Raw genomic sequence first — 23,703 nt, forward strand, 5'->3', positions numbered from 1 at the left:
GCGCCGCAGAAGCTTTTCGCATACCAAACACCTTATGGCGATTAATTAGTAATAGAGGCGAAAATTACGTCATCAACAAGGTTCGTTTTAGGGCTCAATGTAATGTAATAAGTCCCAGCTGCCGGCTTCGACAGGTAGCACATGGCGCCAGTACCTTCAGCAAAGGTTTGTGCGCACGGCGCATTCAACGTAGTAGGTGAACCCGCCCTGAGATACATCAATCCCGACTCAAGGCTCGATCGGTTCGAGAGAGCCACCCTCAAGTATTGCGCGCCAGCCGGCACGTTCAGCTTGTAATACTTCATGACGTTCGCTGTCGCAGCAAACAAAAGATTGTCATCGAAATTCAAGTCGGTTGAGTCAGGGGCAACGACCGTAGTTGGCCGCGTTACCTTGCTTGTCGCCCCTTTGGTGTCGGTGGTCGTTAACGTGATGTTGTAAGTCCCAGGATATTCGTAGTTGTTGGTCGGATTCACTGTTTGCGTGCTTGTCATATCAACTTGATTGCCGGAGCCGAAATTCCAGGCCCATGACGTGATCTTCGCAGAACCTCTCGCGGTCGATAGGTCCGTACACGTCACCAGCATCCCCGCCGTACTTTGCGAACATTTGAAATCTGCCGCTGCTGGAATATCTCCGGCTTTCGCCGCGGCAACCGCCGCCGCCGCGTCGAGAATTCCTGATCCCAGCGGGTGATCCAGTTGTTTGGGGAACGGTTGCGCGTGCTGCGTGATCAGATGTGCGCATCTCCGCCGTGCTTAGGGGCTTCGGTGCGACTGACTGCATGAGAGCAGCGACGCCGCTAACCATTGGTGTAGCCATTGACGTGCCTGAATCGTAAGCATAACTTTCATTGCCTAACGACTGACCGCCATCGTTATAGGTTGAGTAAATTTTAGTGCCCGGAGCAGCGATATCAACAACCGGCCCGTAGTTCGATAAATACCCACGCGCACCGTCTTCTTGGGTATTGCCAACGGCAATAACACTGTATCAATTTGCAGGTTGGTAACTTGATGTGTCGTCGTCGTTATTTCCGGCCGCAACAGCGACGACCACGCCATGACTGGTCGCGTAATCAACTGAGTCCTGCATTGATTTTGAACATTGACCGGGACCGCCAAGGCTTAGATTGATAACGCTCGCGGGGTGAGTGTTAGCCGGAAGTCCCGGAACTGACCCGCCTGAGGCCCACATTACCGCGTCTGATGCTGAGGACATCAAGCCAGTACCACATCCATTAAGCACCCGCGCGGAAAGGACCTATGCAGACGGCGCGACGCCTGAAATCCCGACGCCATTATTCATCACGGCGGCCATGATGCCTGCAACGTGAGTGCCGTGATACGTGACGTAACCGCACCCTCCTGCTTTGCCTGGATTTGAGCCTCCCGGTGGACCGAGATAGGTAAAATCAAAACCTTGCGGGATGATATTCGCGTCCAGGTCACTATGGCTTGTTACGCCGTTGTCTACAAGTGCGATGGTAATGCCTAAGCCAGTGGCGATATTCCACGCGTTGGCCGCGCGAATTCCCGCGCTGGACTGACCGGGGTCGAGGTTTGAGAAGAGCCCCCACTGAAGGTTGTAGTACGGGTCATTGGGAATCGAGCTTGCGGATATCGGCACATCCGGTTCCACGTATTCAACGTTCGGGTCCGCTGCAATGGCGCGCATGAACGCTTTCGCTTCCTTGCTGGTTAGTTTTCGCTCGGTCGTCACCACATCTGCGTCGATGCCCATTCGATGAGATTGATGCGCTCTCGCCGGAAAGGTGCTTGCAAGCTTGTCAAGTTTCAACTGCACCGCCGAAGCAGAACCACGTTCAGCAGTACCAGCTTTGTACTTGATGATGAAACGATCCGTCTGCGAGTCCGCTGAAACGCTGCTTGTGTTCATTTTCAACGACAAAGCGGGCGGAACCACCGTGGAACTTGCATCGCTCGCAGCTGCAGCCACCTCCGACTTGTCGCTGGCCATCGGCGTTACGTCAGAAGGACTGTTACTGCCACTGCACGCGGCTAACGCCACCGCCAGTGTGACGCCTGCCATACCTCTGCCAACCAGACGTATAGATATTTCTGACCAGTTTTCTGTTGTCCTTGCCATCGCGTTTCGAAAACCAAGTAGTGCGGTTTTCGATCTCTCATCCTTCTTCGTCATATCGTCTCTGATTTCGTTTAGCAGTTCGCTTTTAAGAATGGAACCGCGCCTCAACATCGCAACCATTCGAAATTGCAAGCGTAAGCACTCGACGGGACAGACGCATCTGCTTTTGATGAAGGGAGAATTCACCCAGCCCGTAGGGAATTTCGTTGCGCCAATGATTGATTACAGAAAAGTGCTCGGTTGAATTCCGACAAGTCTTGCCTGTCAGTTGTTACAAGGCGACCCTACAGAATGAGATGTATATGCGGCATGCATGCCTGGATTACTTTTCAGAGTAGTCCTAGCGGAATTGCGCTCATGTGTTGTGGGGCAACGATTAAGCGCGGTCTTAAAGTTAACGGGACGCAATGCGCGTGTATGCGCTTGTGCGTTCGCTGGTCGTTGATCGTAGAGACTCGAGGGAGGCAATGCGTGCCGGGGGCAGTGTAGATCGGGCGAATCGCTGCAGCCAGTCCCCTGCGGTCTTTCCAGCTCGCGTAATCGAGGCTGTTGCGGATCAGGTGAACGATGCAGGTCTGCAGGGTGGTCGCCGGAAACACGGCGGCCAAGGCTTCGGGCATATCTTTGAGGCCATCGGTTACGGCGATCAGGATGTCATTGACACCGCGTGTCTTGAGATCGTTGAACACCTTCATCCAGAACTTGGCGCCTTCGGTATTCTCGATCCACAGGCCCAGAATATCGCGTGTACCGTCGGGCAGAATGCCCAGCGCAAGGTAGATCGCCTTGTTGCGCACCACAGCGTCTTCGCGGATATTGACCCGCAGCGCGTCGACGAACACCACCGGATACATCGGTTCAAAGCCGCCGTCGCGGTCACGAGGCACCTCAATCCGGATCAGACCGTCTTCGGTCAGGACTGTCCTGGCGCCCGTGCCGTTGCGTTGGTTGGTGAGGGAGGCGGGTTTGACGGCACCGGGCGGATAGCCCAAATGATGACTCATCTCGCCACCCAGCGCCCGCTCGATCAAGGTCTTCCTCAGGGCCAATGTCGCGGCATTGATCTATTCGGCCGTCATCGGGCCGTTGCTGAACCGTTCAAGCAACTCGGCAGGAATCGCCGGCAGTTCCGCCGGCTTGGCTTTCGGTTTTCGAGGCATACATTCTTCTTGGGAGCATGATATGCCTTGAACACGAAATTTCTGACACCCCCATGCGCGCGTTGCGCATAGAAAGGGGAAACGAGGATATACCTATAGGGACTCCAATTGTGGGGCGGTAGAATTGCCCCGCACAGGGGCAACGCCAATACATCACCATGATTTCAGGGAAAGGCCAACACCCCAAGAACACAGACAAAAGCGCCGCGCAGGCAAAAAAATCACCCCACCTTCCGAGGCATAACAACAACAGTACAAGTAATCCCCGCCGCCAGCACAACATCCTCAGGAACCGAATCAATCTTCACCCGCACAGGCACACGCTGCGCCAACCGCACCCAGTTAAAAGTGGGATTCACATCCGCCAGCAACTCCCGGCTCTCAGGATTATCCCGGTCATAGATGCCACGAGAAATACTCTCGACATGCCCCTGCAGCGTGCCACCGCTCATCAACCGAACCTCAGCCTTATCCCCAACCCGCACATGCGGCAGCTTGGTTTCCTCGAAATACCCATACACCCAGAACGAGTGGCTATCGACAATCGCCAGCTTGGCCGCGCCAGCCGTCGCATAGTCCCCGCGAAACACGCTGAGATTCGTCACATACCCATCCACCGGTGACACCACCCGCGTACGCTCAAGATTGAGCTTCGCCGCATCGAGTGCAGCCAGCGCCTGCTGATAGGAAGCCTCGGCAGCAGTAGCCGTATGAGTCGCATTCTCCCGGCTCTCTTTAGAAACAACCAGGGCATCCATATCCGCACGCCGTTGCGCATCGTCGCGCTTCATCTGCAACTCAGCCTTGCGAGCCGCCACAGCAGCCTGCGCCTGCTCGACCGCAATTTCGTAGTGCGACGGATCGATCTGCATCAACAGATCGCCCTTCTTCACCAGCTGATTGTCCTTCACAGGCAGATCGACAACGGCACCCGAAACATCCGGCGCGACATTCACGATCTCGGCGCGCACGCGCCCGTCGCGAGTCCACGGTTCATCCATGTAATGAACCCACAATACGCGCCCAATCAGGATCGCGACGATAAAAATAAGAGCTGTCGCGACAAAGCCCACAATATTTCGGATGGTCATGATTCGACTCTGATCAACGATAAACGGCGAGACCCAGCACGCCGCACACACATACGAGCAAACTGGCCCGGAACAGGGATGGATGCCACACCACGCGATACAGTCCCGTGTACGCAATCACGCGGTCCAATACCCAGGTAAGCGCGGCGCCCGCGATAAACAGCAGCACGATGGCAGGCACGTAAGCATCCAGAACGGCGATATCACGTGGCATGAGGAACTCCTTCTGACGCGCCGGCACGTCCGCTCATCAACGGTTCAAGCGGCGATTGCGGATCGAGCAGCGCGGTACGGATGAAATGCAGTTGACTCAGAATGCGTTGCAGTTGATGCCGCTCTTCACGCGGCGGCGTGAAGGTCGCGAGCATCTGCTGGAGCGTGACAATTGCGTCAACGGTCGCCGCGAGCGCCCGGTCGAAACGCTCCTCGCGCGGCTGGTCGAATAACGCGGCCAGCTCGTCACGCATCGAACGCATCGCGACGCGCCACGGCATCGACGTCGCGTAACGGGGATCGGTGGGCAGGGTTGCCACTTCGCGGCGCAGGTCGATCATCGCGTTGCCCACTTCGAGCACCGCGAACAGCCAGCGCATCGTGTCGCGCTTGAGTTCAGGCTCGTTCTGCGCCAATGCGTTGATCTGGAACATCAGATCGCGCGCGCCGCTCTCGAAGCGCGAGCGCACCCGGCGCAAACCGGCGCGGCTCGCCAGCACCACCTGACGGCGCAGATCCATCAGCAGACGGTTGCGCAGCCACGGCGTCGACGGCGGCAGCAGCACCGCGAATGCAATCGACGCTACCAGCATCGACAGGACGAGCGCCAGCGCGTCGTTCATGAAGGCGCTCGGGTCGTACTGGATCACGTTGTCGGGGCCGGCGAGGAAACAGAAGAAGATGCAGTAGCCCACACCGTAGCCGGCCAGCGCGGGCCGCGTCGTCATGAATACGCCGAGCAGCAGAAACGGCGTGAGCGCCGCGCACAGGAGCGGGAAACCGTCGATGTGCGGATACACGCCGTACACCACGATCATGCCCATCAGCGTGGCAAGCAGCGTGCCGCCTGCCATCTGGAACGCGGTGCGCTTAGGGTCGGGCGACGATGAAGCGAGCGCGCACACGGTCGCGGCATTGAGCGTCAAGGTCGCGCCGCTCGGCCACGCAGTCGCGATCCAGAACGCGCCGACCACCACCATCACGATGGCGGCCCGCACGCCCGAGACGCCCGCCGCAATCGCATTCGTCTTCGGCTCGTAACGCTCGATCCAGCGCTCGCGCTCGTGCGTGTCGACAGCGAGCGACGCATAGGTGGCCGCGTACGCATGCAGGTCGTCGATGAAGCGGTACAGCAATTCCGCGCCGGTGTCGAAATCGAGCAGCGGTGCTTCGGGATGCGTTTGCAGTTGCTCGCGCGTCGCGCGCACGCGTTTCGGCAGCTCGGTTTTGTGGGTCTCGAGTTGCGCGGCGGCGTGAGTGGCATCGGCCGCGCTCAGCACCGGTTCGCCGGACTTGGCGAGCAGCGGAGCGATTTCCTTGAAGTACGGCTCGAGCGCGTCGATGGCGACGGCCGCGTCACATGTGTTGGTATTGCGCAGCCGGTTCATCAACTGATGCAGCGCGTGAAAGCGCGTCGACGCTGTCATGAACTCGCTGTTCAGGCGCGCGAGGCGTCCGCCGCGCATGCGTGAATCGGGGCCCTCGAATACGGCCACGCTGCGTGCCGCTTCGAATCCGACAATGTCGGCGACAAAGCGCGCGTTGGTGGCTTCGATTTGCGCGCGGTCGTTGCGGCCGGCGAGTGAAGTCGACACATACTCGACGAACGCCGAGAAACGCGCGCGCACGGTGCCGCGCATCTGCAAGCCGGCGAACTGCGGAAACACGAGGCCGCTCACAGCCCCCGCGCAGATAATGCCGAGCACCACCTCGGCCACCCGCGTGAGCGCGCTCAGAAACGCGCCGTCCGGATGCTGTGAAGCGGGGATGCCGATCAGCGCGGCGGTATAGCCGGCCAGCACGAAGCCGTATGACTTGAAGTTGCGGTTGCGCGCGGCGCCGGCGGTGCAGATGCCGACCCAGATCGCAGTCGCGCCGATGAACAGCTCCGGCTGCTGCGCGAACAGCCCGATCAGCGCGAGCATCACGACGAGTCCAACGAGGGTGCCGCAGATCCGGTAGAAGCTCTTCGCGAACACCATGCCGCTTTGCGGCTGCATCACGATGAATACGGTGGTCATCGCGGTGCGCGGCTGCGGCAGGTCGAGTTTCATCGCAATGCCGAGCGCGAGGAAACAGGCGGCGAGGGCCTTGAACAGATAGATCCACGTGAGACCGTCGTTGCGCGCCCAGTCGACGGCCGCCGCGTATAGCGCGGCGAACGACACCGGACGCGATTCAGAAGAGGAGGGAGCTGACATGGCCGGCTTCCTCACTCGGTCGCCGGAGCGCCGGCGGGAGTACGCGCCGGGTTCGCCGAGGTGTTTGCGGTGACGTTTGCAGTCGCGCGGTCCGCACGGCCGGCCGGGCCGGATGGCGTGGCCGGCGCGCTTGCGGGCTGAGCGGCGGCGCCGCTCTGCGTTTTCCCCTTGCCATGCGCGGGCAACGTTTCGCTCGCCTGCGGACCGTTGGCCGGCTCGTCGAGCCCGCCGCCCAACGCCGTCACGAGCGATGCGTGCGCGCCCAGCTGTTCGGCCTGGACCTTCGCCACGCCGACCTGCGCGGCCAGCAACTGGTTCTGCGCGATCAGCACGTTCAGATAATCGGTCAGGCCACGCCGGTAGCCTTCGCGCGCGAGATCGTAGTTTTTGCGGGCCGCCGCGACCGAACGGTCGGCGTCGCCGGCCTGGGTGGAGAGCGAGCGGATCCGGATCACCTGGTCGGAGATGTCCTTCAGCGCGCCGACGATCGACTGGTTATAGCGGTCGACGGCTTCGTCGTAGCCCGCCGACGCCGCGCCGAGCTGCGAGCGCAGTCGGCCGCCGTCGAGAATCGGCAGCGACAGCGCCGGACCGGCGCTCCAGCTATGCGCCGGGTCCTTCAGGAACTGGAACAGCGGCCCCATCGCCGCATAGCCGCCTATTGAAGCCAGCAGGTTGATGTCCGGATAGAAGTCGGCTTTAGCGACGTCGATACCGCGCGCTTGCGCGGCAACCGTCCAGCGCGCCGCGACCACGTCCGGCCGATGGCCGATCAGATCCGCGGGCAACGCGCTCGGCAGCCCAGCGGGGGTGTTGAGCGCCAGCGTCGGGCGCTGGATCGAATCGCCCGCGCCCGGACCTTTGCCGGCCAGCGCGGCCAGTTGATTGCGGCCCAGCGCGATCTTTTCTTCGATCTCGTCGATCTGGCGTTCGTATTCGGGGATCGGCGTTTCGGCCTGGCTCACTTCGAGCTGCGTGCCGATGCCGCCTTTCAGACGCCGGCTGGCCAGATCCACGATCTGCTGTTGTTGCTGGAGCGTTGCCTTGGCGATGTCGAGCAGCGCGTAGTTCAGCGACATCTCGATGTACGTGCGCACCACGTTGCCTTCCAGCTCGAGCTGGGCGGCGCGGGCATCCGCCGCGCTGGCGTGGGCGGCGTCGAGCGCGCGCTCGGCGGCGTTCTTGTCTTTGCCCCAGATATCGAGGTGGTACGACAGGCCCAGCGTGCCGGTGTTGTTCCACGATTGCTCGCCCGCGAGCGGGCCCGGACCGTAATAGACGTTGTCGGCCCATTTCTGACGCTGGATTGACAGGCTCCCGTTGACTTGCGGCGACAACGCCGAACGGGCGACGCCCGCCATCGACATGGCTTCGCGCACGCGCGCCTGGGCGGCGGCGAGGCTCGGATTGCCCGCCTGCGCGGCTTCGATCCACTGGTTCAGCTGCGGATCGTTATAGGCGCGCCACCAGTCGGCGGCCGGCCACTGGGCGTCGGCATTGGCGGCGCGGATCGCGTTGCCCGCATCGAGCGAGGAGGGTTCGATTCCGCTCGCTTGCGGCGCGATGCCTCCGGTACTGGCACAGCCGGCGATTGTTATCAGGATCGTAAGAACCGCGGCTGCGGCGATCCCTTTTGGTACCGGAGACTGCACGATTTCCTCCAAAAATGGCTATAGAAGCATGTGCGTCATTATATTTTTCGATTGATTGGAGAATAACCGGTAAAGATGCAAGGCATTTTTACGAAAGATGAGATAATCGTCTTTGCTAATCGTGTAACAATCGCTACCGAATCGACTGAGATAGTTATGGATACGCTTCAAAACATGCGCGTATTTGTCCGCGTCGTCGAAGCGGGCAGCTTCACGGGTGCCGCGCAGCACCTGAACACGACCACGGCCTACGCCTCGCGCGCGGTTTCCGATCTGGAAGCGCATCTGCGCACGCGGCTGCTGAACCGCACCACGCGACGCATCGCGCTGACCGAGGCGGGCGAACGTTATCTGCAGCGCTGCGAGCAGATTCTCGCGTATGTGGAACAGGCGGAAGCCGAGGCGGGCGACGCGCACGCGCGTCCGTCCGGCAAGCTCAAGGTTCACGCCATGACCAGTTTCGGCCAGCATTACGTGGTGCCGGCGGTCGGCCGCTATCAGGACCGCTATCCGGACGTCCAGATCGAACTCACGCTCGCGCAGCGCATGCCGGACCTGCTTGACGAAGGTTTCGACGTGTCGCTCACGCTCGCCACCGGGCTGCCGGATTCGGGGCTGGTGTCGCAGCGCATTGGCAGCGCGTTCAGCATTGCGTGCGCGTCGCCTGCGTATCTGGAACGGCACGGCGTGCCGCAGACGCCCGCGGATCTCGCGCGCCACACCTGCCTGCAAATGGTCACGCCAGTGTTTCCCACCGACAAATGGACGTTCGACGGCCCGAACGGCGAAGAAACGATCGATCTCGGTGCCGCCACGTTCCAGGTGAACGTGGCCGAAGCCATGGCGGTGGCGGTGTCCAACGGCATGGGCGTCGGGCTGATTCCGATTTACTCGGCGATCAGCGGGTTGAAAAGCGGCGACCTCGTGTGGCTGCTGCCGGAATACACGTCGCAGGAGATGAATCTCTACGCGCTATACCCGTCCCGTCAGTATCTGGACGCGAAAATCCGCACCTGGATCGAATTCCTGCGCGACGAGCTGCCGGCTACGCTGGCCAAGGATCAGGCGCAACTGCGCGAATTCGCGCGCGCCTGACGGCCTGTCGCCAGGCGTTCTGACAATCGTTGACGGTTGGGCGTGCCGCCGTGTGACCGGCTGTTACATAAGTGCGGCGTCGCAACATTTCATTACTTCTGCGGCACAGCCGATTTGCTAACGTGTCGTTCATGCGCCGCGCGAACTCGAGCCGCGGCGCTCAGTGCACCGCCGTTAGGCAACTCGAAACGACAGAAGGACGAAGAATCCATGGATACGAATCTGATGATTGGCCTGGCGGTCATGTTTGGCCTGATTGGCGTTGCCGCGTCGCGCGATCTGCTGCGCCGTCTGCGCGAGCAGCAGCCACAACTGGTGCCGGTCAAGGTCGATCGTCCTGAATCTGCGGCGCAACGGCGCGACCGTTAAGCCTTGCCGGGCCTGTGCCCGGTCGCTTTCATACCGGATCAGCCGCAGGCCGGCCCGATCCTCTCCGCTAGATTTCGACGACCTTGTCCCACGCGAAAAGCGGATTTTCCCACTTCTGGGTGCGCCGGTCGAAGTAGCCGCGCGGATTGCAGACCACACGTGTGCCGTTCACGGTGTAGTCGAACGACGTATGCGTGTGCCCATGAATCCACAGCGAGACAGGCGCGCGCACCAGCTCCGGCAAATGGGTGACGAAACCCGCCGACACTCGGTCCTCAGCATACTTTTCAGCCAGACTCAGCCGATGCGGCGCGTGATGCGTCACCACAATCGTCTTGCCGCCGAACGGCCTGGCGAGCTCCGCTTCGAGCCACGCGCGTGCGTGCCGGTGCAGCGCGAGCGAGTCGTCGGGCGTGAAATCGCGCGTCGCGTCATGCGTGTCGTGCGGCCAGTTCATCTGGATGAGTCCGCGGAAATCGAGCATGACGCGGCGCGCCGCGTCGATCGACCCGGCGAGCGCCTCCGGGTCCGCTCCGCATAACGCGAAGTCAGTCCACAAGGTCGTGCCGAGCACGCGCCACTGACCTTGCGGATCCACCAGCGCGGCGTTGTTCAGCACGTGCACGTTGTCGACCTGCGCGGCCGCGTCATGGAGCGCCGCTTCGAGCGCGCTGAATTCGCCGTCGTAGTATTCGTGATTGCCGGGCACGTAGACCACGGGCACTTCACCGTCGAAGGCCTGCGCGGCCCAGCGCGGTCCGGCCGCGTGATTGTGGATGTCGCCGGCCAGCACGATCAGATCCGCCCGCGCATGCGGGACCAGTTCGGGTTCGTCGTTCTCCAGATGCAGATCGGACAGCACTCGAATCTTCACGGCCAGGACTCCTGCAAAGAGGGCGCCACGGGATAACGTTGGGAAGCGCGGCGCGCTATACGCTAGCGTAGCACCTTGCCCGGATTCATCAGATTCAGCGGATCGAGCGCGTGTTTGACGGCGCGCATCAACTGTACTTCGACGTCCTGTTTGTAGTGCATCGCCTCGTCGATCTTCAGTTGGCCGAGCCCGTGCTCCGCGCTGATGCTGCCGCGATGCCGGTGCACGCTGTCGTAGACGATCTGGTTGATCGCGCTCTGGTATTGCTTGAGAAACACCTTCGCGTCGACGCCCTCAGGCGCCTGCACGTTGTAGTGCAGATTGCCGTCGCCGAGGTGGCCGAACGTCACCATGCGCGCGCCCGGCACCGCCTGTGCGATCAGCGCGTCGGTTTCCTCGATGAAGTGGCCGATGCGTGAGATGGGCACCGCGATATCGTGCTTGATGTTTAGGCCTTCCTCGGCCTGGGCGAGTGGAATATGTTCGCGCAGATTCCAGAATGCCCGCGACTGGCTGAGGTTTTCCGCGACCACGGCGTCCTGCACCAGGCCGTCTTCGAGCGCGATTTCCATCAGACGCTCGAACAGTTCGCGCGCGTGTTCCTCGCTTTCGCTATCCGACAATTCCAGCAGTACGACTTGCGCGTGCGGTTCGGCGAACGGATAGCGCATCTGCTCGAAATGACGGCCGACCAGCCGCAGGCAGAAATCCGACATCAGTTCGAAGCCGGTCAGCAGCGGCCCGGCGACCCGTTGCGTGAGCGACAGGAAGTCGAGCGCCGCATGCGGCGAAGCGAGCGCGGCGAGCGCCGTGACGCGCGCGGCCGGTTGCGGATGCAGCTTGAGCACGGCCGCGGTGATGATGCCGAGCGTGCCTTCCGCGCCGATGAACAGATCGCGCAGGTCGTAGCCGGTGTTGTCCTTGCGCAGTCCGCGCAGACCGTCCCACAGTTCGCCTTGCGGCGTGACGACTTCGAGGCCGAGGCACAACTCGCGCGTGTTGCCGTAGCGCAGCACGCCGGTGCCGCCCGCATTGGTGGCGAGATTGCCGCCGATCGTGCAGCTGCCTTCGGCGGCGAGACTCAGCGGGAACAGACGGCCGGCTTCGGCGGCGTGCCGCTGCACTTCGGCGAGGATGACGCCGGCTTCAACGGTAATCGTATTGTTGTGCGGGTCGATGTCGCGCACGCGGTTCAGGCGTCGCAGGCTGATGACCGCCTGCGCGCCGTTTGCGTCCGGCGTGGCGCCGCCCGCGAGACCGGTGTTGCCGCCTTGCGGCACCAGCGCGACGCGGTGCTGCACGGCGAGCTTGACGAGCGCCGCGACCTCATCCGGCGTGGCCGGGCAGAGCACCGCGCACGCCGCGCCGGTATAGCGGCGGCGCCAGTCGGTCAGGTACGGCGCGGTGTCATGCGGATCGGTCAGCACCTGTGCGGTGCCGATGATGTCGCGGCAGGCGGCGAGGAAAGCGGTTTGAGTCATGATGGTCGGTCAGCGGGGTCTGCGGATGTGTCGTGTGAGGCGGTGTAGGGTGGTCGGGGGCGTGTTCGGGTGGGGTTGTCTACTCGGTCTGGTTTGCGGCCTGCTGCATGGCTCGCGTCCTGCTCTCCCTGGCAGCCTGTTTCGCCGCGCGCTTGAACGGCGCGACGTAGGCCAGCGCGCAGACGAAAAAGATCCCGGAGAGCACGGTTTCCAGCCAGCCGAGACCGGCGCTCATTCCCCGGTCGCTCCAGCCGCGCACGATGCCCTCGGCAAAATACAGCAGGATCAGCATCGACGCCCATTGCAGCGTGTAAAGCCGCTGCCGCCACACGCCCGGCAGTGCGAGCAGCAGCGGCACGGCTTTGAGCACGAGTGCCGAGCCGCCTGGACGCAGCGGCGCGAGCCACCATTCCCACGCGACGCAGAGGCCGATCAGCGCCACCAGGGCAGCGGTGGCGCTGAGCGCGGCCGCGCGGTTTTGCGGCACCGGCGTGGCGGTTGCGGTCATGGACGCTTGCGCCGCGGGGTTGACCTCGGGCGCGTCGGACGCCTTGGCATCCAGCTCGTTCACGGCCGTTCGCTCATGGAAGCAGCCGTGCGCGCGACGCGTGCGCCGAGTGCGATGGCGAGGGTTTTTTCGTCGGCGGAGATGCCGTGTTCGGCCGTGCCCGCGCGCGCGAAATGCGACGCGCCATACGGCGTGCCGCCGGTTTGCGTGGTGGTCAGCGCGCTTTCCGTATAGGGAATGCCGACGATCAGCATGCCGTGATGCAGAAGCGGCAGCATCATGGAAAGCAGCGTGGATTCCTGGCCGCCGTGCAGACTGCCGGTGGACGTGAACACACAGGCCGGTTTGCCGGAGAGGGCGCCCGACAGCCATTGCGGCGTGGTGCCGTCGAGAAAGTATTTGAGCGCGGCGGCCATGTTGCCGAAGCGGGTGGGCGAACCGAGCGCGAGACCGGCGCATTCTTCCAGATCGCGCAGTTCGACGTAGGGCGGGCCCTCGGCCGGGATGTCGGGCTGGGTCGCTTCGCAGACGGTGGAAACCGCCGGCACGGTGCGCACGCGCGCCTGCATGCCGGGGACGCTGTCGACGCCGTGCGCGATCGCCAGCGCGAGTTCGCGCGTGGCGCCGTGACGGCTGTAATAGAGCACGAGAATGTCTTTCATAGGCCTCATCGGTGAACGGGTATTATAGGGGCTGGGTCCGCTCCACAGGCCACTCATAGCCGTTCGGCCAGGTCTTGCGCACGGTCCTGAAACACCGGTTCACGAAGCAAGGAGGCAGGTTTGTTGTCCACGGTGCGTTTCGATCTCGACACGCTCAAACGGCTCGCGCAGTTTGTCGCAAAGCGCAGCGGCGAAGACCGTATTCCGCAGGTGGCAGGCAGTCTCACGTTTACCACCATGCTCTCGCTCGTGCCGCTCGCCACGGTCGCGTTCGCGCTGTTCACCGCGTTTCCCATCTTTGCTTCGTTCCAGATGTCGCTGCAGATTTTTCTTGCCGACCATCTGATGCCGGCGCAGCTCAACAGCCAGATTTTTAATTATCTGAACCAGTTTGCTTCGAAGGCGAAGGGTCTCACGACCATCGGTATGATTTTTCTGTTCGTGACCGCCGTCATGACGATGATGACCGTGGAATCCGCCTTCAACGTGATCTGGCGCGTGCGCAAGGCGCGGCCGATCTCGCAGCGCATTCTGGTGTATTGGGCGATCATCACGCTCGGGCCGATTCTGATCGGCGTGAGCCTGTCGATTTCCTCGTACCTGTTCACGCAATCCATGACGTTCACGGCGGCGCAGCGGATCACGCCGCTGATCAGCTGGGCGCTCGCGGGTGCCGCGCTGCCGCTGACAGCGCTTGCCTTCACGATTTTCTACGTCTATCTGCCGAATTGCCGCGTGGAATGGCGCGACGCGGTGATCGGCGGCGTGACCGCCGCGATTGCCTTCGAGCTCGCCAAGCGCGGCTTCGGTTATTACGTGCGGCGCATTCCGACCTATACGGCGGTGTACGGCGCGTTCGCGGCCGTGCCCCTGTTCCTTCTGTGGATGTACCTGTGCTGGTTCATCACGCTCGCGGGCGCGATGATCGCATCCGCGTTGCCGGCCATTCGCATCGGCCAGTTTCACCGGCCCACTTTTGATGGCAGCAATCTGTTCGACGCGCTCGAACTGCTCGCGCGGCTTTCGGAAGCGCGCGACGCCGGTAAGCGCGGCTCCACTGTGCCTGAACTGGCGCGGGCGCTCCGGCGCGATATGGATACCACGATCACTCTGTTGCAAAAGCTCGAGGCCGTTGACTGGATCGTGCAGTTGCAGGAGGACGGTCTGCGCCCGCATTACCTTTTGCTGGCGAATCCGGCTCAGATCAGGGTGCAGGACCTGTTCGGCATGTTCGTGATCGACCACGCGGAACTCGAATATCAGCTCGACCTGGCATCCACGCGCGTGGATGGGCCAACGCTGCTGGCCGCGCTCGATAACGACAAGCTGAAGGTCACGCTGGCCACGCTGCTGGCGGCGCGCGCAGCCGCGCGCGCTGCGCATGCCGAGGCGAGCGAGCCCGGCACGCCGTCTATGCCGCACCAGGCGGCTTGAATTGCCTGACGCGGCTCAAGGTGCGGCGGTGGCACGCATGCAAGGCTACAAGGAAATCTTGCCGACGCAGATGTCCTTGAACATCACCCAGTCGCCCATCAGGCTGTACACCGGATGACGGAAGGTGGCCGGCCGGTTCTTCTCGAAGAAGAAATGTCCGACCCAGGCAAAACCGTACCCGCAGATCACGGCCAACGGCAGCCATAGCCAGTCGCCGGTGGCGAGCGCCATGGCGAGGCAGCCGATCACGCCCAGCGAACCCACGAAATGCAGCCGCCGCGAGGTCGTGTTCTGATGCTCGCTCAGGTAGTACGGATAGAACTCCGCGAAGCTCGCGAAGTGCTCGGTGTGCGTGGTATGAGCCATGACGGCCTCCGTATTGCTACGCGGTTCGACTCTGTACCCGTCGCTCACTTTGCCTTGGCTCCCCCGCGAGGGGACTTCTTTCGGCCCGTGCGCCGGCCTGCTCAAAACATACGCGCCCGAAGCTGGACAGGTTTGATTCATTGTGCGGCTATCGGGCCATGCGCGCAACCTGGCCATTCGGCCGATGGCGCGACTCTTGCGGTGCGGCTATCGTGACGTCTTGCAACGCTTACCGGGCTTCGTGAGGCGGTCTTGAAGCGAAGCTGAAGAGCGCGTCGAGCGCGGCGTCGGGCTGCTCGCTCATCAACGCGTGGCCGGCTTCCAGCGCGACGGTGTCGACGGGTACCCCCGCTTGCGCGAGGGCGCCCGCCAGCGCCTTGGCCGCGCGCGGCGGCGTCATTGCATCGCGCCGGCCCACGATCAGCCGCGTGGCGCAGCGCACCTCGGCGGCGCGGGCGAGGCCGTCCGCATAGGTATTGCAGGCGGTGAAGTCGGTGTGGAACAGGTTCGGCTCGCCCCGCGCCGAGACGCGTTCCATGAGCCGCTGATTCATGCCGTGCAGCCAGAAGCCGGGGCCCGGGCAAGACGGCTTGGCGGCGAACGTCGAGTGCGACCACTGGTTGACCATGCCGATCGCCTCGGGCTCGCGGTGCAGGGCGGCGTCGAGCAATGCGTCGGAGACGGCCATGGGCACCGCGGTGGCGAGCAGGGCGAGGTGCGTCGCGCGTTGCGGGTAGCGGCCGGCGAAGTCCAGCGCGATCAGCGAGCCCATGCTGTGGCCCGCCACGAACGCGCGTTGCACGCCCGCGGCGTCGAGCAGTGCGGCCAGCCAGTCGGCCATGGCCGGCACCGTGGTCAACGCCGGGCCGGCGCTGCGGCAATGGCCGGGCAGATCCACCGCCAGCACACCGAAGCCGTGATGCGCGAAGTAGCGGGTTTGCAGCGCCCATACGCTGTGGTCGTGCTCCGCGCCGTGAATGAACACGGCCGTCGGCAGGCTGGCGTCGAACGTTTTGCCGCCGGTGTATGCGTAGGCAGGTTGGCCTTGAACAGTGAGGATCATGCGGACTCCGGGCGGGATTGGGCAGCCGTGCCGGATGCAACGGCCGGGCTTGCCTTGGCGGCGTCAGGCGTAGTGGCAGCGCCTTGCGGCACACCGGCGCCGCTCGCTTTCTGCGCGGCCTTGAGCGCGCGCTTGAGGTCGTCGATCAGGTCGTCGGGATCTTCGAGCCCGATCGAGAGACGGATCGTGCCTTCGGCAATGCCGGCCGCGGCGAGCGCGGCGGCGTCCATGCGAAAGTGAGTGGTCGATGCGGGATGGATCACCAGCGAGCGCGCGTCGCCGACGTTCGCCAGATGTGAGAACAGCGAGAGCGCTTCGATGAAGCTGCGTCCGGCGGCGCGATCGCCGCGCAGATTGAAGCTGAACACGGCGCCCGCACCGCGCGGCAGCAGCCGCCTGGCAAGCGCGTGGTCCGGATGGGTCGGCAGTTCCGGATAGGCGACCGATTCCACCGCGGCGTGAGCCGCGAGGAAGTCGACCACCCGGCGAGTATTGGCGACATGCCGTTCCATCCGTAGAGGCAGCGTCTCGATGCCTTGCAGGAGTTGCCAGGCGGCCTGCGGATGCAGGCAGGCGCCGAAGTCGCGCAAGCCTTCGCGGCGCGCGCGCAGCAGGAACGGCGCGACGGTGCTTTCCTCGGTGAACACCATGCCGTGAAAGCCGTCGTAAGGCTCGGTGAACTCAGGGAAGCGCCCCGAGGCTTCGAAGTCGAACGTGCCGCCGTCCACCAGCACACCGCCTATCGTGGTGCCGTGGCCGCCGAGAAATTTGGTGGCCGAGTGGTAGACGAAGTCGGCGCCATGCTCGAACGGTTTGAGCAGATAAGGCGTGGTGAAGGTCGAGTCGACCAGCAGCGGCACGCGCTGCTCATGCGCGATCTGCGCCACGGCGGCAATGTCGAGCACGTCGAGGCCGGGATTGCCGAGCGTTTCGCCGAACAGCAGGCGTGTATTGGGGCGCAGCGCGGTACGCCAGGCGTCGAGATCGCCGGGTTTGACGAAGGTCGTCTCGATGCCGAAGCGCCGCAGCGTGTAGTGCAGCAGGTTGTGCGAGCCGCCATACAGCGCGCTGGAGGCGACGATATGCGAGCCCGCGCCCATCAGCGTGGCGATGGCCAGATGCAAGGCCGCCTGGCCGCTGGCGGTGCCGATCGCGTCCGCGCCGTTTTCCAGCGCGGCCACGCGTTCCTCGAACACGGCCACGGTCGGATTCGAGATGCGGGAATAGACGTGGCCGGCGCGCTCCATGTTGAAGAGCGCCGCGGCGTGGTCCGAATCGCGGAACGAAAACGAGGTAGTCTGGTATATCGGCGTGGCGCGCGCCCCGGTGCTCGGGTCGGGAACGGCGCCTGCGTGCAGCGCAAGCGTGTCGAAACGGTTGGCGGACATGCTGGACGGCGGGGCCACGAACGGCCTCGCGAAAGGTGAAAGTGGCGGCCATCCTATCATCGGCATCACGTGCATCAAGCGCGGTTTTCCCGGTGCGAGCCGGCGAGGCGAGCCGGATTCGGGCCCGCGAAAGCCCGCTGAGCCTTGATGGGCGGGCCGCTTTCCTTTTATGGGTCTTTCCGCTAGGATCGAAAATCATTGATGCATTATTAGCTTAACGGGCAATTCGGGAGACAGATCATGCGAGTCAGCGACATTCTTAAAGTCAAAGGCAACACCCTATTCACGGTCACGCCGGATACCACGCTGCACGACGCAGTCAACGCCATGGCCGAGCACGACATCGGCTCGCTGGTGGTGATGGAATACGGCGACCTCGTCGGCATGCTGACGTTTCGCGAAATCATCAATACGTTGAGCAAGAACGGCGGCAGCGTCGGCACCTCCACGATCCGCAAGGTCATGGACGATCATCCGCTCACCTGCACGCCCGAAACGGACGTCAATGAAGTCCGCCGCATGATGCTCGAGCATCACGTGCGCTATTTGCCGGTCATGGAAAGCCGCACGCTGATGGGCGTGATCTCGTTCTACGACGTCGCGAAGGCAGTGGTCGAGGAGCAGGGTTTCGAAAACCGCATGCTCAAGGCTTATATCCGCGATTGGCCCGAAGAGCAGCAGGAACAGCAGCAGGCGCGCTAACGTGCGCTAGTGCCGGCCGGTGTCCGAACACTGACCGCGGCGCTCGAGCCGCTGCGGTGAGCACGAGGATGCCCGAACAGGCAGCCAGGGCGCGCGCGAAAGCGTGCGCTTTTTTTGTGTCCGGCGCAGTGGCCGGTTGTGGACTCCCAGAACTTCATGAGCGATCGCCCGTTACCTGCTGCCCGACAAGCCGCCCGTCAACACGAGGCGCATGAATCCCAGTTCAGGCTGCTTGGGCAGCGCCGTTTCGCGCCGTTTTTCTGGACCCAGTTCCTCGGCGCGATGAACGACAACGTCTTCAAGATCGGCTTTACGTCGCTCGTCACGTACCAGGCTGCGCGTTTTTCCGGCGTCGATCCGAAGACGGCGGCGTTCCTGATCTCGGCGATCTTCATCCTGCCGTTCGTGCTGTTCTCCGCGACCTCCGGCCAGATCGCCGACAAGTACGACAAGGCGATGCTCACGCGTTTCGTCAAGAGCTTCGAAATTGTCGTGATGCTGATCGGCGGAACGGGATTCTGGCTGCACAGCGCGCCGTTGCTGTATCTGTGCACGTTCCTGATGGGTGTGCACTCAACCGTGTTCGGACCGGTCAAATACTCGTACCTGCCGCAGCATCTGTCGAAGTCGGAGCTGGTCGGCGGTAACGGCATGGTCGAGATGGGTACCTTCGTGGCGATCCTGATCGGCACGATTGTCGGCGGCGCGGGCGCGGGATTTGTCGAACACGGCGCGGTGGTGCTCGCCTGCGCTTGCGTCGCGATCGCGCTGGTGGGGCGCGTCGTGTCGAGCTTCGTGCCGCAAACGCCGGCGCCGCAGGCCGATCTGCGCATCAACTGGAATCCGGTCAGCGAGACATGGCGCAACCTGAAGCTGGCGCGCGAAAACCGGACCGTGTTTCTGAGCCTGCTGGGGATTTCCTGGTTGTGGTTCGTCGGCGCGACGTTTCTCTCGTCGTTCTTCAGCTTTGCAAAAAATGTGCTGTCGGCCGACCCGGACGTCGTGACCGTGCTGCTCGGCACGTTTTCGATCGGCATCGGCCTCGGTTCGCTGATGTGCGAGAAGCTCTCCAAGCGGCGCATTGAAATCGGCCTCGTGCCGCTCGGCTCGATCGGCATGAGCGTGTTCGGCATCGATCTGTTTTTTGCGAGTCACGCGCTGCCGCCGGCAGGGCATCTGCTGAGCGTCGGCGAGTTCATGATGCGTCCCGCGCATTGGCGCGTGCTGGCCGATCTGTTCCTGCTCGCCATGTTCGGCGGCTTCTATAGCGTCCCGCTCTACGCGCTGATCCAGAGCCGCAGCCAGCCGAGCCACCGTGCGCGCATCATCGCCGCGAACAATATTCTGAATTCGCTGTTCATGATCGTTTCGGCGGTGATGGCTATGGCGCTGACCGCCGCGGGATTCAGCATTCCGGCGATCTTTCTCGTCACGGCGCTGCTCAATATCGTGGTGGCCGCTTACATCTATTCGCTGGTGCCCGAGTTTTTGCTGCGTTTTATTGCGTGGGTGCTGGTGCATACGTTCTACCGCATTCGTCTCGTGCATGCGGAGCGGATTCCGGAAGAGGGCGCGGCGGTGCTCGTGTGCAACCACGTGAGCTTCGTGGACGCGATCGTCATCATGGCCGAGAGCCCGCGGCCGATTCGTTTCGTGATGGACCATCACATCTTCAAGTCGCCGTTTGCCGGCTGGGTGTTCCGTCACGCGAAGGCGATTCCGATTGCCCCGGCGCATCAGGACGAGCAGTTGCTGGCGCAAGCCTATGAAAAGTGCGCGCAGGCGCTCGCCGAGGGCGACCTCGTGTGCATCTTTCCGGAAGGCAAGATCACCCGAACGGGCGAGATGAATCCGTTCCGTCATGGCGTGTCCGAGATCATTCGCCGCAGCCCGGCGCCGGTCATTCCCATGGCGCTGCGTGGTCTTTGGGGCAGCGTGTTTTCGCGTGCGGACGACGCGCACTGGCCGCGGCCGATCCACAAAGGCATCATGAGCCGGCTGACGCTCGCCGTGGGTGAGCCGCTCGAGCCGGCGGCGGCGACTCCCGAGGCGCTGCAGCAGATCGTCACAGAGTTGCGCGGGGCGCGGAAGTAGAGCGGGAACCCGAGCGGCCGGGCTGGCATAATAGCGCTTTCCCCGTTTTTCTTTGGACGACGCCCATGTCCGGCAACACGCTCGGTACGCTTTTCACTGTCACGACCTTCGGCGAATCGCACGGCCCCGCTATCGGCTGCGTGATCGACGGCTGCCCGCCGGGCATGGCGCTCAATGAAGCCGACATCCAGTTCGAACTCGACCGCCGCAAGCCCGGCACGTCGCGCCACGTCACGCAGCGCCAGGAAGAAGACAAGGTCGAGATCCTGTCGGGCGTGTTCGAAGGGCAGACCACCGGCGCGCCGATCGCGCTGCTGATTCGTAATACGGACCAGCGCAGCAAGGACTACGGCAACATCGTCGAGACGTTCCGTCCGGGCCACGCCGACTACACCTACTGGCAGAAATACGGCATCCGCGACTACCGTGGCGGCGGCCGTTCGTCGGCGCGTCTGACCGCGCCCACGGTGGCGGCAGGCGCGGTTGCCAAGAAGTGGCTGCGAGAGAAGTTCGGCACCGAGATCCGCGGCTACATGGCGGCGCTCGGCGAGATCGACGTGCCGTTCGTCGACTGGGCGCACGTGCGCGAGAATCCATTCTTCGTGCCGAACGCGGACATCGTGCCGCAACTGGAAGCGTATATGGACGCGCTGCGCAAAGACGGCGATTCGATCGGCGCGCGCATCAATGTGGTGGCGTCCGGCGTGCCGGTCGGCCTGGGCGAGCCGTTGTTCGACCGCCTCGACGCGGACATCGCGCATGCCATGATGGGCATCAACGCGGTGAAGGGCGTCGAGATCGGCGCGGGTTTTGCCAGCGTCGCGCAACGCGGTTCGGTGCATGGCGACGAGTTGACGCCTGAGGGTTTCGTCGGCAATCACGCGGGCGGTGTGCTCGGCGGTATTTCGACGGGGCAGGACATCACAGTGTCGATCGCGATCAAGCCGACGTCGAGCATTCGCACGCCGCGCCGTTCGATCGACAAGGCGGGGCAGCCGGTAGTCGTCGAAACGTTCGGGCGGCATGACCCGTGCGTTGGCATTCGTGCCACGCCGATCGCCGAGTCGATGCTCGCGCTGGTGCTGATCGACCATGCGCTGCGCCATCGCGCGCAATGCGGCGACGTAGTCGTCAATACGCCGAAGATCGCGGCTAGCGCGCCTTAACGGGCGTCTGCAACCTTCCGCGTTCGTACTGCGCGTGTCGCCTTGTCTTTCATGACCGATCTCAATTCCGAGCAGGCGAATAGCCATCTCGCGAGCCTGCGTGCGCGCGCTGCCGCGCCGGGAGCCGTCGCGGGAGACTGGTGTGCATTCGGGCAGGCGTTGCTGCAACACGTCGGCCCCGACAAGGCGGGCCAACGTGAAGCGCTCGCCGCGCTGGTACGCGCTTACCAACTCGATCCCTCCTGCGAACCCACGCTGCTTCACACGATTGCGCAAACGGCCTTCGTCGTGCGGGACTGGCCGCTGGTCGACTCGGCCGCGGGCTTGCTGCTCGCGCGCCACGCCGAAGATGCCAACGCGCTGATCTGGCGCGCGGCCGCCGTGCAGCAGCGCAACGACTTTGCCTCCGCCGAAGCGCTATTGCGCGAGGCGGTGCGCGTCGTGCCCGGCAATCCAGTGGCGCTGCACAAGCTGGCACTGTGCATCAAGGAACAGGCACGCCTCGACGAAGCGGAGGCGCTGCTCAGGCAGGTGCTGGTGCTCGCGCCGGACAATGCGCATGCGCTGTTCGATCTGTCGGAACTCGAAATTCGCACTGGGCGTTTTGCCGAGGGTTGGGCGCATTACGAGGCGCGCGTCGCATTCGCCGGGGGCGAACTGAATAACGCGCAAAGTGCGCTCGCGGCGATCAGCGCGCATTGGCAGGGCGAACCGCTCGCCGGCAAGACGCTGGTTGTCTACGGCGAGCAAGGCAACGGCGATTGCCTTTGGGCGGTGCGTTTCCTGCCATTGCTGGCCGAGCGCGCGCGGCGCGAAGGCGGCCGCGTGATCTTCGACCACGACGGACCCTTGCGGCATTTATTCGAGCGGATGCTGCCTGCCGATCTGCCGCTCGAAACGAGCCTGGAAACGCGGCCTGATTTCCATTGCGGGCTGATGAGCTTGCCGCTGCGGCTCGGCATCGTCGATGCGACGAGATGGGGCGCACCGTACCTCAGCGCGGATCCCGCGCTCGTGCAGACATGGCGCGAGCGGGTCGAAGGGCAGATGGCTGGCAAGCCCGGCAATCGAATGGTGGGGCTGGTATGGAACGGCAATCCGGACCATATCCGCGACTTGCGGCGCTCGGTGCCGATCGAGCAAATCGAGCCGCTATTGAGCGTGCCGGGCGTGAGCTATTTTGCGCTGTCGCCGGGGCGGGGCGAGACGGTCGCGCAATGGCGCGCCAAGGGTTTCGACATCGTCGATCTGACGCATCATTTTCAGTCCGGTTTCGACGACGTGGCGGCGTTGCTGGCGAATCTGGACCGGGTGGTCACGATCGACAGTGGGCCCGCGCATCTTGCCGGGGCGCTCGGTGTGCCGACCTCCCTGATGATCGACCACGTATCGGCCTGGTTCTGGGGTGACGGATCGCAGGTTACAGCCTGGTACGATTCGATCGAACTGGTGCGGCAGCCCCGGGTCGGCGACTGGGCACCGGTGGTGGCGAAGGTGCGGGAGCGGATTGAAGCGATGAGGCAACGCTGAGGGTTTCGCCTTCGCAACGCGGGCATTCGAAAGGACGCGCTGCGAAGGTCATTGAAGCGTGAATTACATATTCGGATAGTTCGGTCCGCCGCCGCCTTCAGGCGTGACCCACACGATGTTCTGCGTCGGGTCCTTGATGTCGCAGGTCTTGCAGTGCACGCAGTTCTGCGCATTGATCACGAGGCGCTCGCCGCCATCGTCGTTCTTGACGAACTCATACACCGCCGCCGGGCAATAGCGCGATTCCGGACCCGCGTAGGTCTGCCAGTTCACGTTTACCGGCACGGACGGGTCTTTCAGCGTCAGATGCGCCGGCTGGTTCTCTTCATGATTCGTGTTCGAGATGAACACTGACGAGAGGCGGTCGAACGTCAGCTTGCCGTCCGGTTTCGGATAGACAATCTGCTTGCACTGGGACGCCGGCTTGAGCATTTCGTGGTCCGAATGCTGGTGATGCAGCGTCCACGGCACATTGCCGCCCAGCAGCTTCTGCTCGATGCCCACCATCAGCGTGCCCAGGTACAGGCCCTTGCTCATCCACTGCT

General features: G+C 63.2%; 20 protein-coding genes and 2 pseudogenes. 7 read left to right on the forward strand and 15 right to left on the reverse strand.

Annotation, left to right across the window (positions count from 1 at the left end):
- Window positions 1–41: 41 nt before the first annotated feature.
- The 7 genes and pseudogenes from A6V37_RS19965 to A6V37_RS19995 all read right to left on the reverse strand — a co-directional run bounded on the left by A6V37_RS19965 (window position 42) and on the right by A6V37_RS19995 (window position 8,426).
- A complete protein-coding gene (locus A6V37_RS19965) occupies window positions 42–737 on the reverse strand; it encodes a PKD domain-containing protein (RefSeq protein ID WP_341272005.1) in 696 nt (231 codons plus the stop codon).
- A 13-nt stretch (window positions 738–750) separates the two neighbouring features.
- Window positions 751–2,229 (reverse strand): annotated as a pseudogene (locus A6V37_RS43050) (S8 family serine peptidase); the annotation flags it as partial.
- 356 nt (window positions 2,230–2,585) lie between these two features.
- Window positions 2,586–3,269: pseudogene (locus tag A6V37_RS39305) on the reverse strand (IS256 family transposase); the annotation flags it as partial.
- A gap of 221 nt (window positions 3,270–3,490) precedes the next feature.
- A complete protein-coding gene (locus A6V37_RS19980) occupies window positions 3,491–4,360 on the reverse strand; it encodes an efflux RND transporter periplasmic adaptor subunit (RefSeq protein ID WP_064266438.1) in 870 nt (289 codons plus the stop codon).
- A gap of 13 nt (window positions 4,361–4,373) precedes the next feature.
- The gene (locus tag A6V37_RS19985) at window positions 4,374–4,574 is read right to left on the reverse strand and encodes a DUF1656 domain-containing protein (RefSeq protein WP_064266439.1); all 201 of its coding nucleotides are present in this window, start codon (window positions 4,572–4,574) and stop codon (window positions 4,374–4,376) included.
- Window positions 4,564–6,774, reverse strand: a complete 2,211-nt coding sequence (locus A6V37_RS19990; protein ID WP_064266440.1) for an FUSC family protein — start codon at window positions 6,772–6,774, stop codon at window positions 4,564–4,566. Before A6V37_RS19990 ends, A6V37_RS19985 begins: the two co-directional genes overlap by 11 nt.
- Window positions 6,775–6,785: 11 nt before the next feature.
- Window positions 6,786–8,426: an efflux transporter outer membrane subunit gene (locus A6V37_RS19995; protein ID WP_064266513.1), complete on the reverse strand. Its 1,641-nt coding sequence runs from the start codon at window positions 8,424–8,426 to the stop codon at window positions 6,786–6,788.
- Window positions 8,427–8,582: 156 nt separating this feature from the next.
- On the opposite strand from A6V37_RS19995, the gene A6V37_RS20000 reads away from it, so the two are divergent.
- Together A6V37_RS20000 and A6V37_RS41470 are read left to right on the forward strand one after the other, a co-directional pair.
- Entirely contained in the window at window positions 8,583–9,521 is a 939-nt protein-coding gene (locus A6V37_RS20000) for a LysR family transcriptional regulator (RefSeq protein WP_064266441.1), read from the forward strand.
- Window positions 9,522–9,731: 210 nt separating this feature from the next.
- Window positions 9,732–9,890 carry a hypothetical protein gene (locus A6V37_RS41470; RefSeq protein WP_165614414.1) on the forward strand — a complete coding sequence of 53 codons (159 nt, stop codon included), beginning with the start codon at window positions 9,732–9,734 and terminating at the stop codon, window positions 9,888–9,890.
- A gap of 67 nt (window positions 9,891–9,957) precedes the next feature.
- On the opposite strand, the gene A6V37_RS20005 is transcribed toward A6V37_RS41470, so the two are convergent.
- The 4 genes from A6V37_RS20005 to wrbA all read right to left on the reverse strand — a co-directional run bounded on the left by A6V37_RS20005 (window position 9,958) and on the right by wrbA (window position 13,415).
- On the reverse strand, window positions 9,958–10,764 hold the full coding sequence (locus A6V37_RS20005; RefSeq protein WP_064266442.1) for a metallophosphoesterase: 807 nt from the start codon (window positions 10,762–10,764) through the stop codon (window positions 9,958–9,960).
- Between the two features lie 62 nt (window positions 10,765–10,826).
- Window positions 10,827–12,245, reverse strand: coding sequence for an FAD-binding oxidoreductase (locus tag A6V37_RS20010; RefSeq protein WP_064266443.1), 1,419 nt, complete (start codon window positions 12,243–12,245; stop codon window positions 10,827–10,829).
- A gap of 79 nt (window positions 12,246–12,324) precedes the next feature.
- Window positions 12,325–12,816: a DUF2069 domain-containing protein gene (locus A6V37_RS20015; protein ID WP_064266444.1), complete on the reverse strand. Its 492-nt coding sequence runs from the start codon at window positions 12,814–12,816 to the stop codon at window positions 12,325–12,327.
- Window positions 12,813–13,415, reverse strand: coding sequence for an NAD(P)H:quinone oxidoreductase (gene wrbA, locus A6V37_RS20020; RefSeq protein WP_064266445.1), 603 nt, complete (start codon window positions 13,413–13,415; stop codon window positions 12,813–12,815). The genes A6V37_RS20015 and wrbA overlap by 4 nt, the downstream gene beginning before the upstream one ends.
- 120 nt (window positions 13,416–13,535) lie before the next feature.
- Between wrbA and A6V37_RS20025 the strand changes: the two genes are divergently transcribed.
- A complete protein-coding gene (locus A6V37_RS20025; protein WP_208607881.1) occupies window positions 13,536–14,849 on the forward strand; it encodes a YihY family inner membrane protein in 1,314 nt (437 codons plus the stop codon).
- Between the two features lie 45 nt (window positions 14,850–14,894).
- Here A6V37_RS20025 and A6V37_RS20030 read toward each other — a convergent pair whose 3' ends face one another.
- From A6V37_RS20030 to A6V37_RS20040, 3 genes are all read right to left on the reverse strand, one after another.
- Complete coding sequence (locus A6V37_RS20030; protein WP_064266446.1) at window positions 14,895–15,215, reverse strand: Mpo1-like protein; 321 nt, start codon at window positions 15,213–15,215, stop codon at window positions 14,895–14,897.
- A gap of 229 nt (window positions 15,216–15,444) precedes the next feature.
- The gene (locus A6V37_RS20035; RefSeq protein ID WP_064266447.1) at window positions 15,445–16,278 is read right to left on the reverse strand and encodes an alpha/beta fold hydrolase; all 834 of its coding nucleotides are present in this window, start codon (window positions 16,276–16,278) and stop codon (window positions 15,445–15,447) included.
- Window positions 16,275–17,666 carry an O-acetylhomoserine aminocarboxypropyltransferase gene (locus tag A6V37_RS20040; RefSeq protein WP_064286254.1) on the reverse strand — a complete coding sequence of 464 codons (1,392 nt, stop codon included), beginning with the start codon at window positions 17,664–17,666 and terminating at the stop codon, window positions 16,275–16,277. Before A6V37_RS20040 ends, A6V37_RS20035 begins: the two co-directional genes overlap by 4 nt.
- 240 nt (window positions 17,667–17,906) lie before the next feature.
- Here A6V37_RS20040 and A6V37_RS20045 point away from each other — a divergent pair, with 240 nt between their 5' ends.
- From A6V37_RS20045 to A6V37_RS20060, 4 genes are all read left to right on the forward strand, one after another.
- Window positions 17,907–18,368: a CBS domain-containing protein gene (locus A6V37_RS20045; RefSeq protein WP_064266449.1), complete on the forward strand. Its 462-nt coding sequence runs from the start codon at window positions 17,907–17,909 to the stop codon at window positions 18,366–18,368.
- 156 nt (window positions 18,369–18,524) lie between these two features.
- A complete protein-coding gene (locus A6V37_RS20050) occupies window positions 18,525–20,462 on the forward strand; it encodes an MFS transporter (RefSeq protein WP_064286255.1) in 1,938 nt (645 codons plus the stop codon).
- A 65-nt stretch (window positions 20,463–20,527) separates the two neighbouring features.
- Complete coding sequence (gene aroC, locus A6V37_RS20055) at window positions 20,528–21,628, forward strand: chorismate synthase (protein WP_064286256.1); 1,101 nt, start codon at window positions 20,528–20,530, stop codon at window positions 21,626–21,628.
- 51 nt (window positions 21,629–21,679) lie between these two features.
- On the forward strand, window positions 21,680–23,158 hold the full coding sequence (locus tag A6V37_RS20060) for a tetratricopeptide repeat protein (RefSeq protein ID WP_064286257.1): 1,479 nt from the start codon (window positions 21,680–21,682) through the stop codon (window positions 23,156–23,158).
- A gap of 63 nt (window positions 23,159–23,221) precedes the next feature.
- Here the strand turns inward: A6V37_RS20060 and A6V37_RS20065 are convergent.
- A partial coding sequence (locus tag A6V37_RS20065; protein WP_208607882.1) for a 4Fe-4S dicluster domain-containing protein occupies window positions 23,222–23,703 on the reverse strand: 482 nt, incomplete at its 5' end.

Origin of the sequence: Paraburkholderia ginsengiterrae, assembly GCF_001645125.1 — a bacterium.
GTDB lineage: Bacteria > Pseudomonadota > Gammaproteobacteria > Burkholderiales > Burkholderiaceae > Paraburkholderia > Paraburkholderia ginsengiterrae.

What these genes read in the sequence shown, in the direction of transcription:
- A6V37_RS20010 (WP_064266443.1), bottom strand. Translation starts at nt 12,245, where the DNA reads ATGACTCAAACCGCTTTCCTCGCCGCCTGCCGCGACATCATCGGCACC.
- A6V37_RS20050 (WP_064286255.1), top strand. Translation starts at nt 18,525, where the DNA reads ATGAGCGATCGCCCGTTACCTGCTGCCCGACAAGCCGCCCGTCAACAC.
- A6V37_RS19990 (WP_064266440.1), bottom strand. Translation starts at nt 6,774, where the DNA reads ATGTCAGCTCCCTCCTCTTCTGAATCGCGTCCGGTGTCGTTCGCCGCG.
- A6V37_RS19985 (WP_064266439.1), bottom strand. Translation starts at nt 4,574, where the DNA reads ATGCCACGTGATATCGCCGTTCTGGATGCTTACGTGCCTGCCATCGTG.
- A6V37_RS20045 (WP_064266449.1), top strand. Translation starts at nt 17,907, where the DNA reads ATGCGAGTCAGCGACATTCTTAAAGTCAAAGGCAACACCCTATTCACG.
- A6V37_RS41470 (WP_165614414.1), top strand. Translation starts at nt 9,732, where the DNA reads ATGGATACGAATCTGATGATTGGCCTGGCGGTCATGTTTGGCCTGATT.
- A6V37_RS20000 (WP_064266441.1), top strand. Translation starts at nt 8,583, where the DNA reads ATGGATACGCTTCAAAACATGCGCGTATTTGTCCGCGTCGTCGAAGCG.
- A6V37_RS20060 (WP_064286257.1), top strand. Translation starts at nt 21,680, where the DNA reads ATGACCGATCTCAATTCCGAGCAGGCGAATAGCCATCTCGCGAGCCTG.
- A6V37_RS19980 (WP_064266438.1), bottom strand. Translation starts at nt 4,360, where the DNA reads ATGACCATCCGAAATATTGTGGGCTTTGTCGCGACAGCTCTTATTTTT.
- A6V37_RS20030 (WP_064266446.1), bottom strand. Translation starts at nt 15,215, where the DNA reads ATGGCTCATACCACGCACACCGAGCACTTCGCGAGCTTCGCGGAGTTC.
- A6V37_RS20040 (WP_064286254.1), bottom strand. Translation starts at nt 17,666, where the DNA reads ATGTCCGCCAACCGTTTCGACACGCTTGCGCTGCACGCAGGCGCCGTT.
- aroC (WP_064286256.1), top strand. Translation starts at nt 20,528, where the DNA reads ATGTCCGGCAACACGCTCGGTACGCTTTTCACTGTCACGACCTTCGGC.
- A6V37_RS20035 (WP_064266447.1), bottom strand. Translation starts at nt 16,278, where the DNA reads ATGATCCTCACTGTTCAAGGCCAACCTGCCTACGCATACACCGGCGGC.
- wrbA (WP_064266445.1), bottom strand. Translation starts at nt 13,415, where the DNA reads ATGAAAGACATTCTCGTGCTCTATTACAGCCGTCACGGCGCCACGCGC.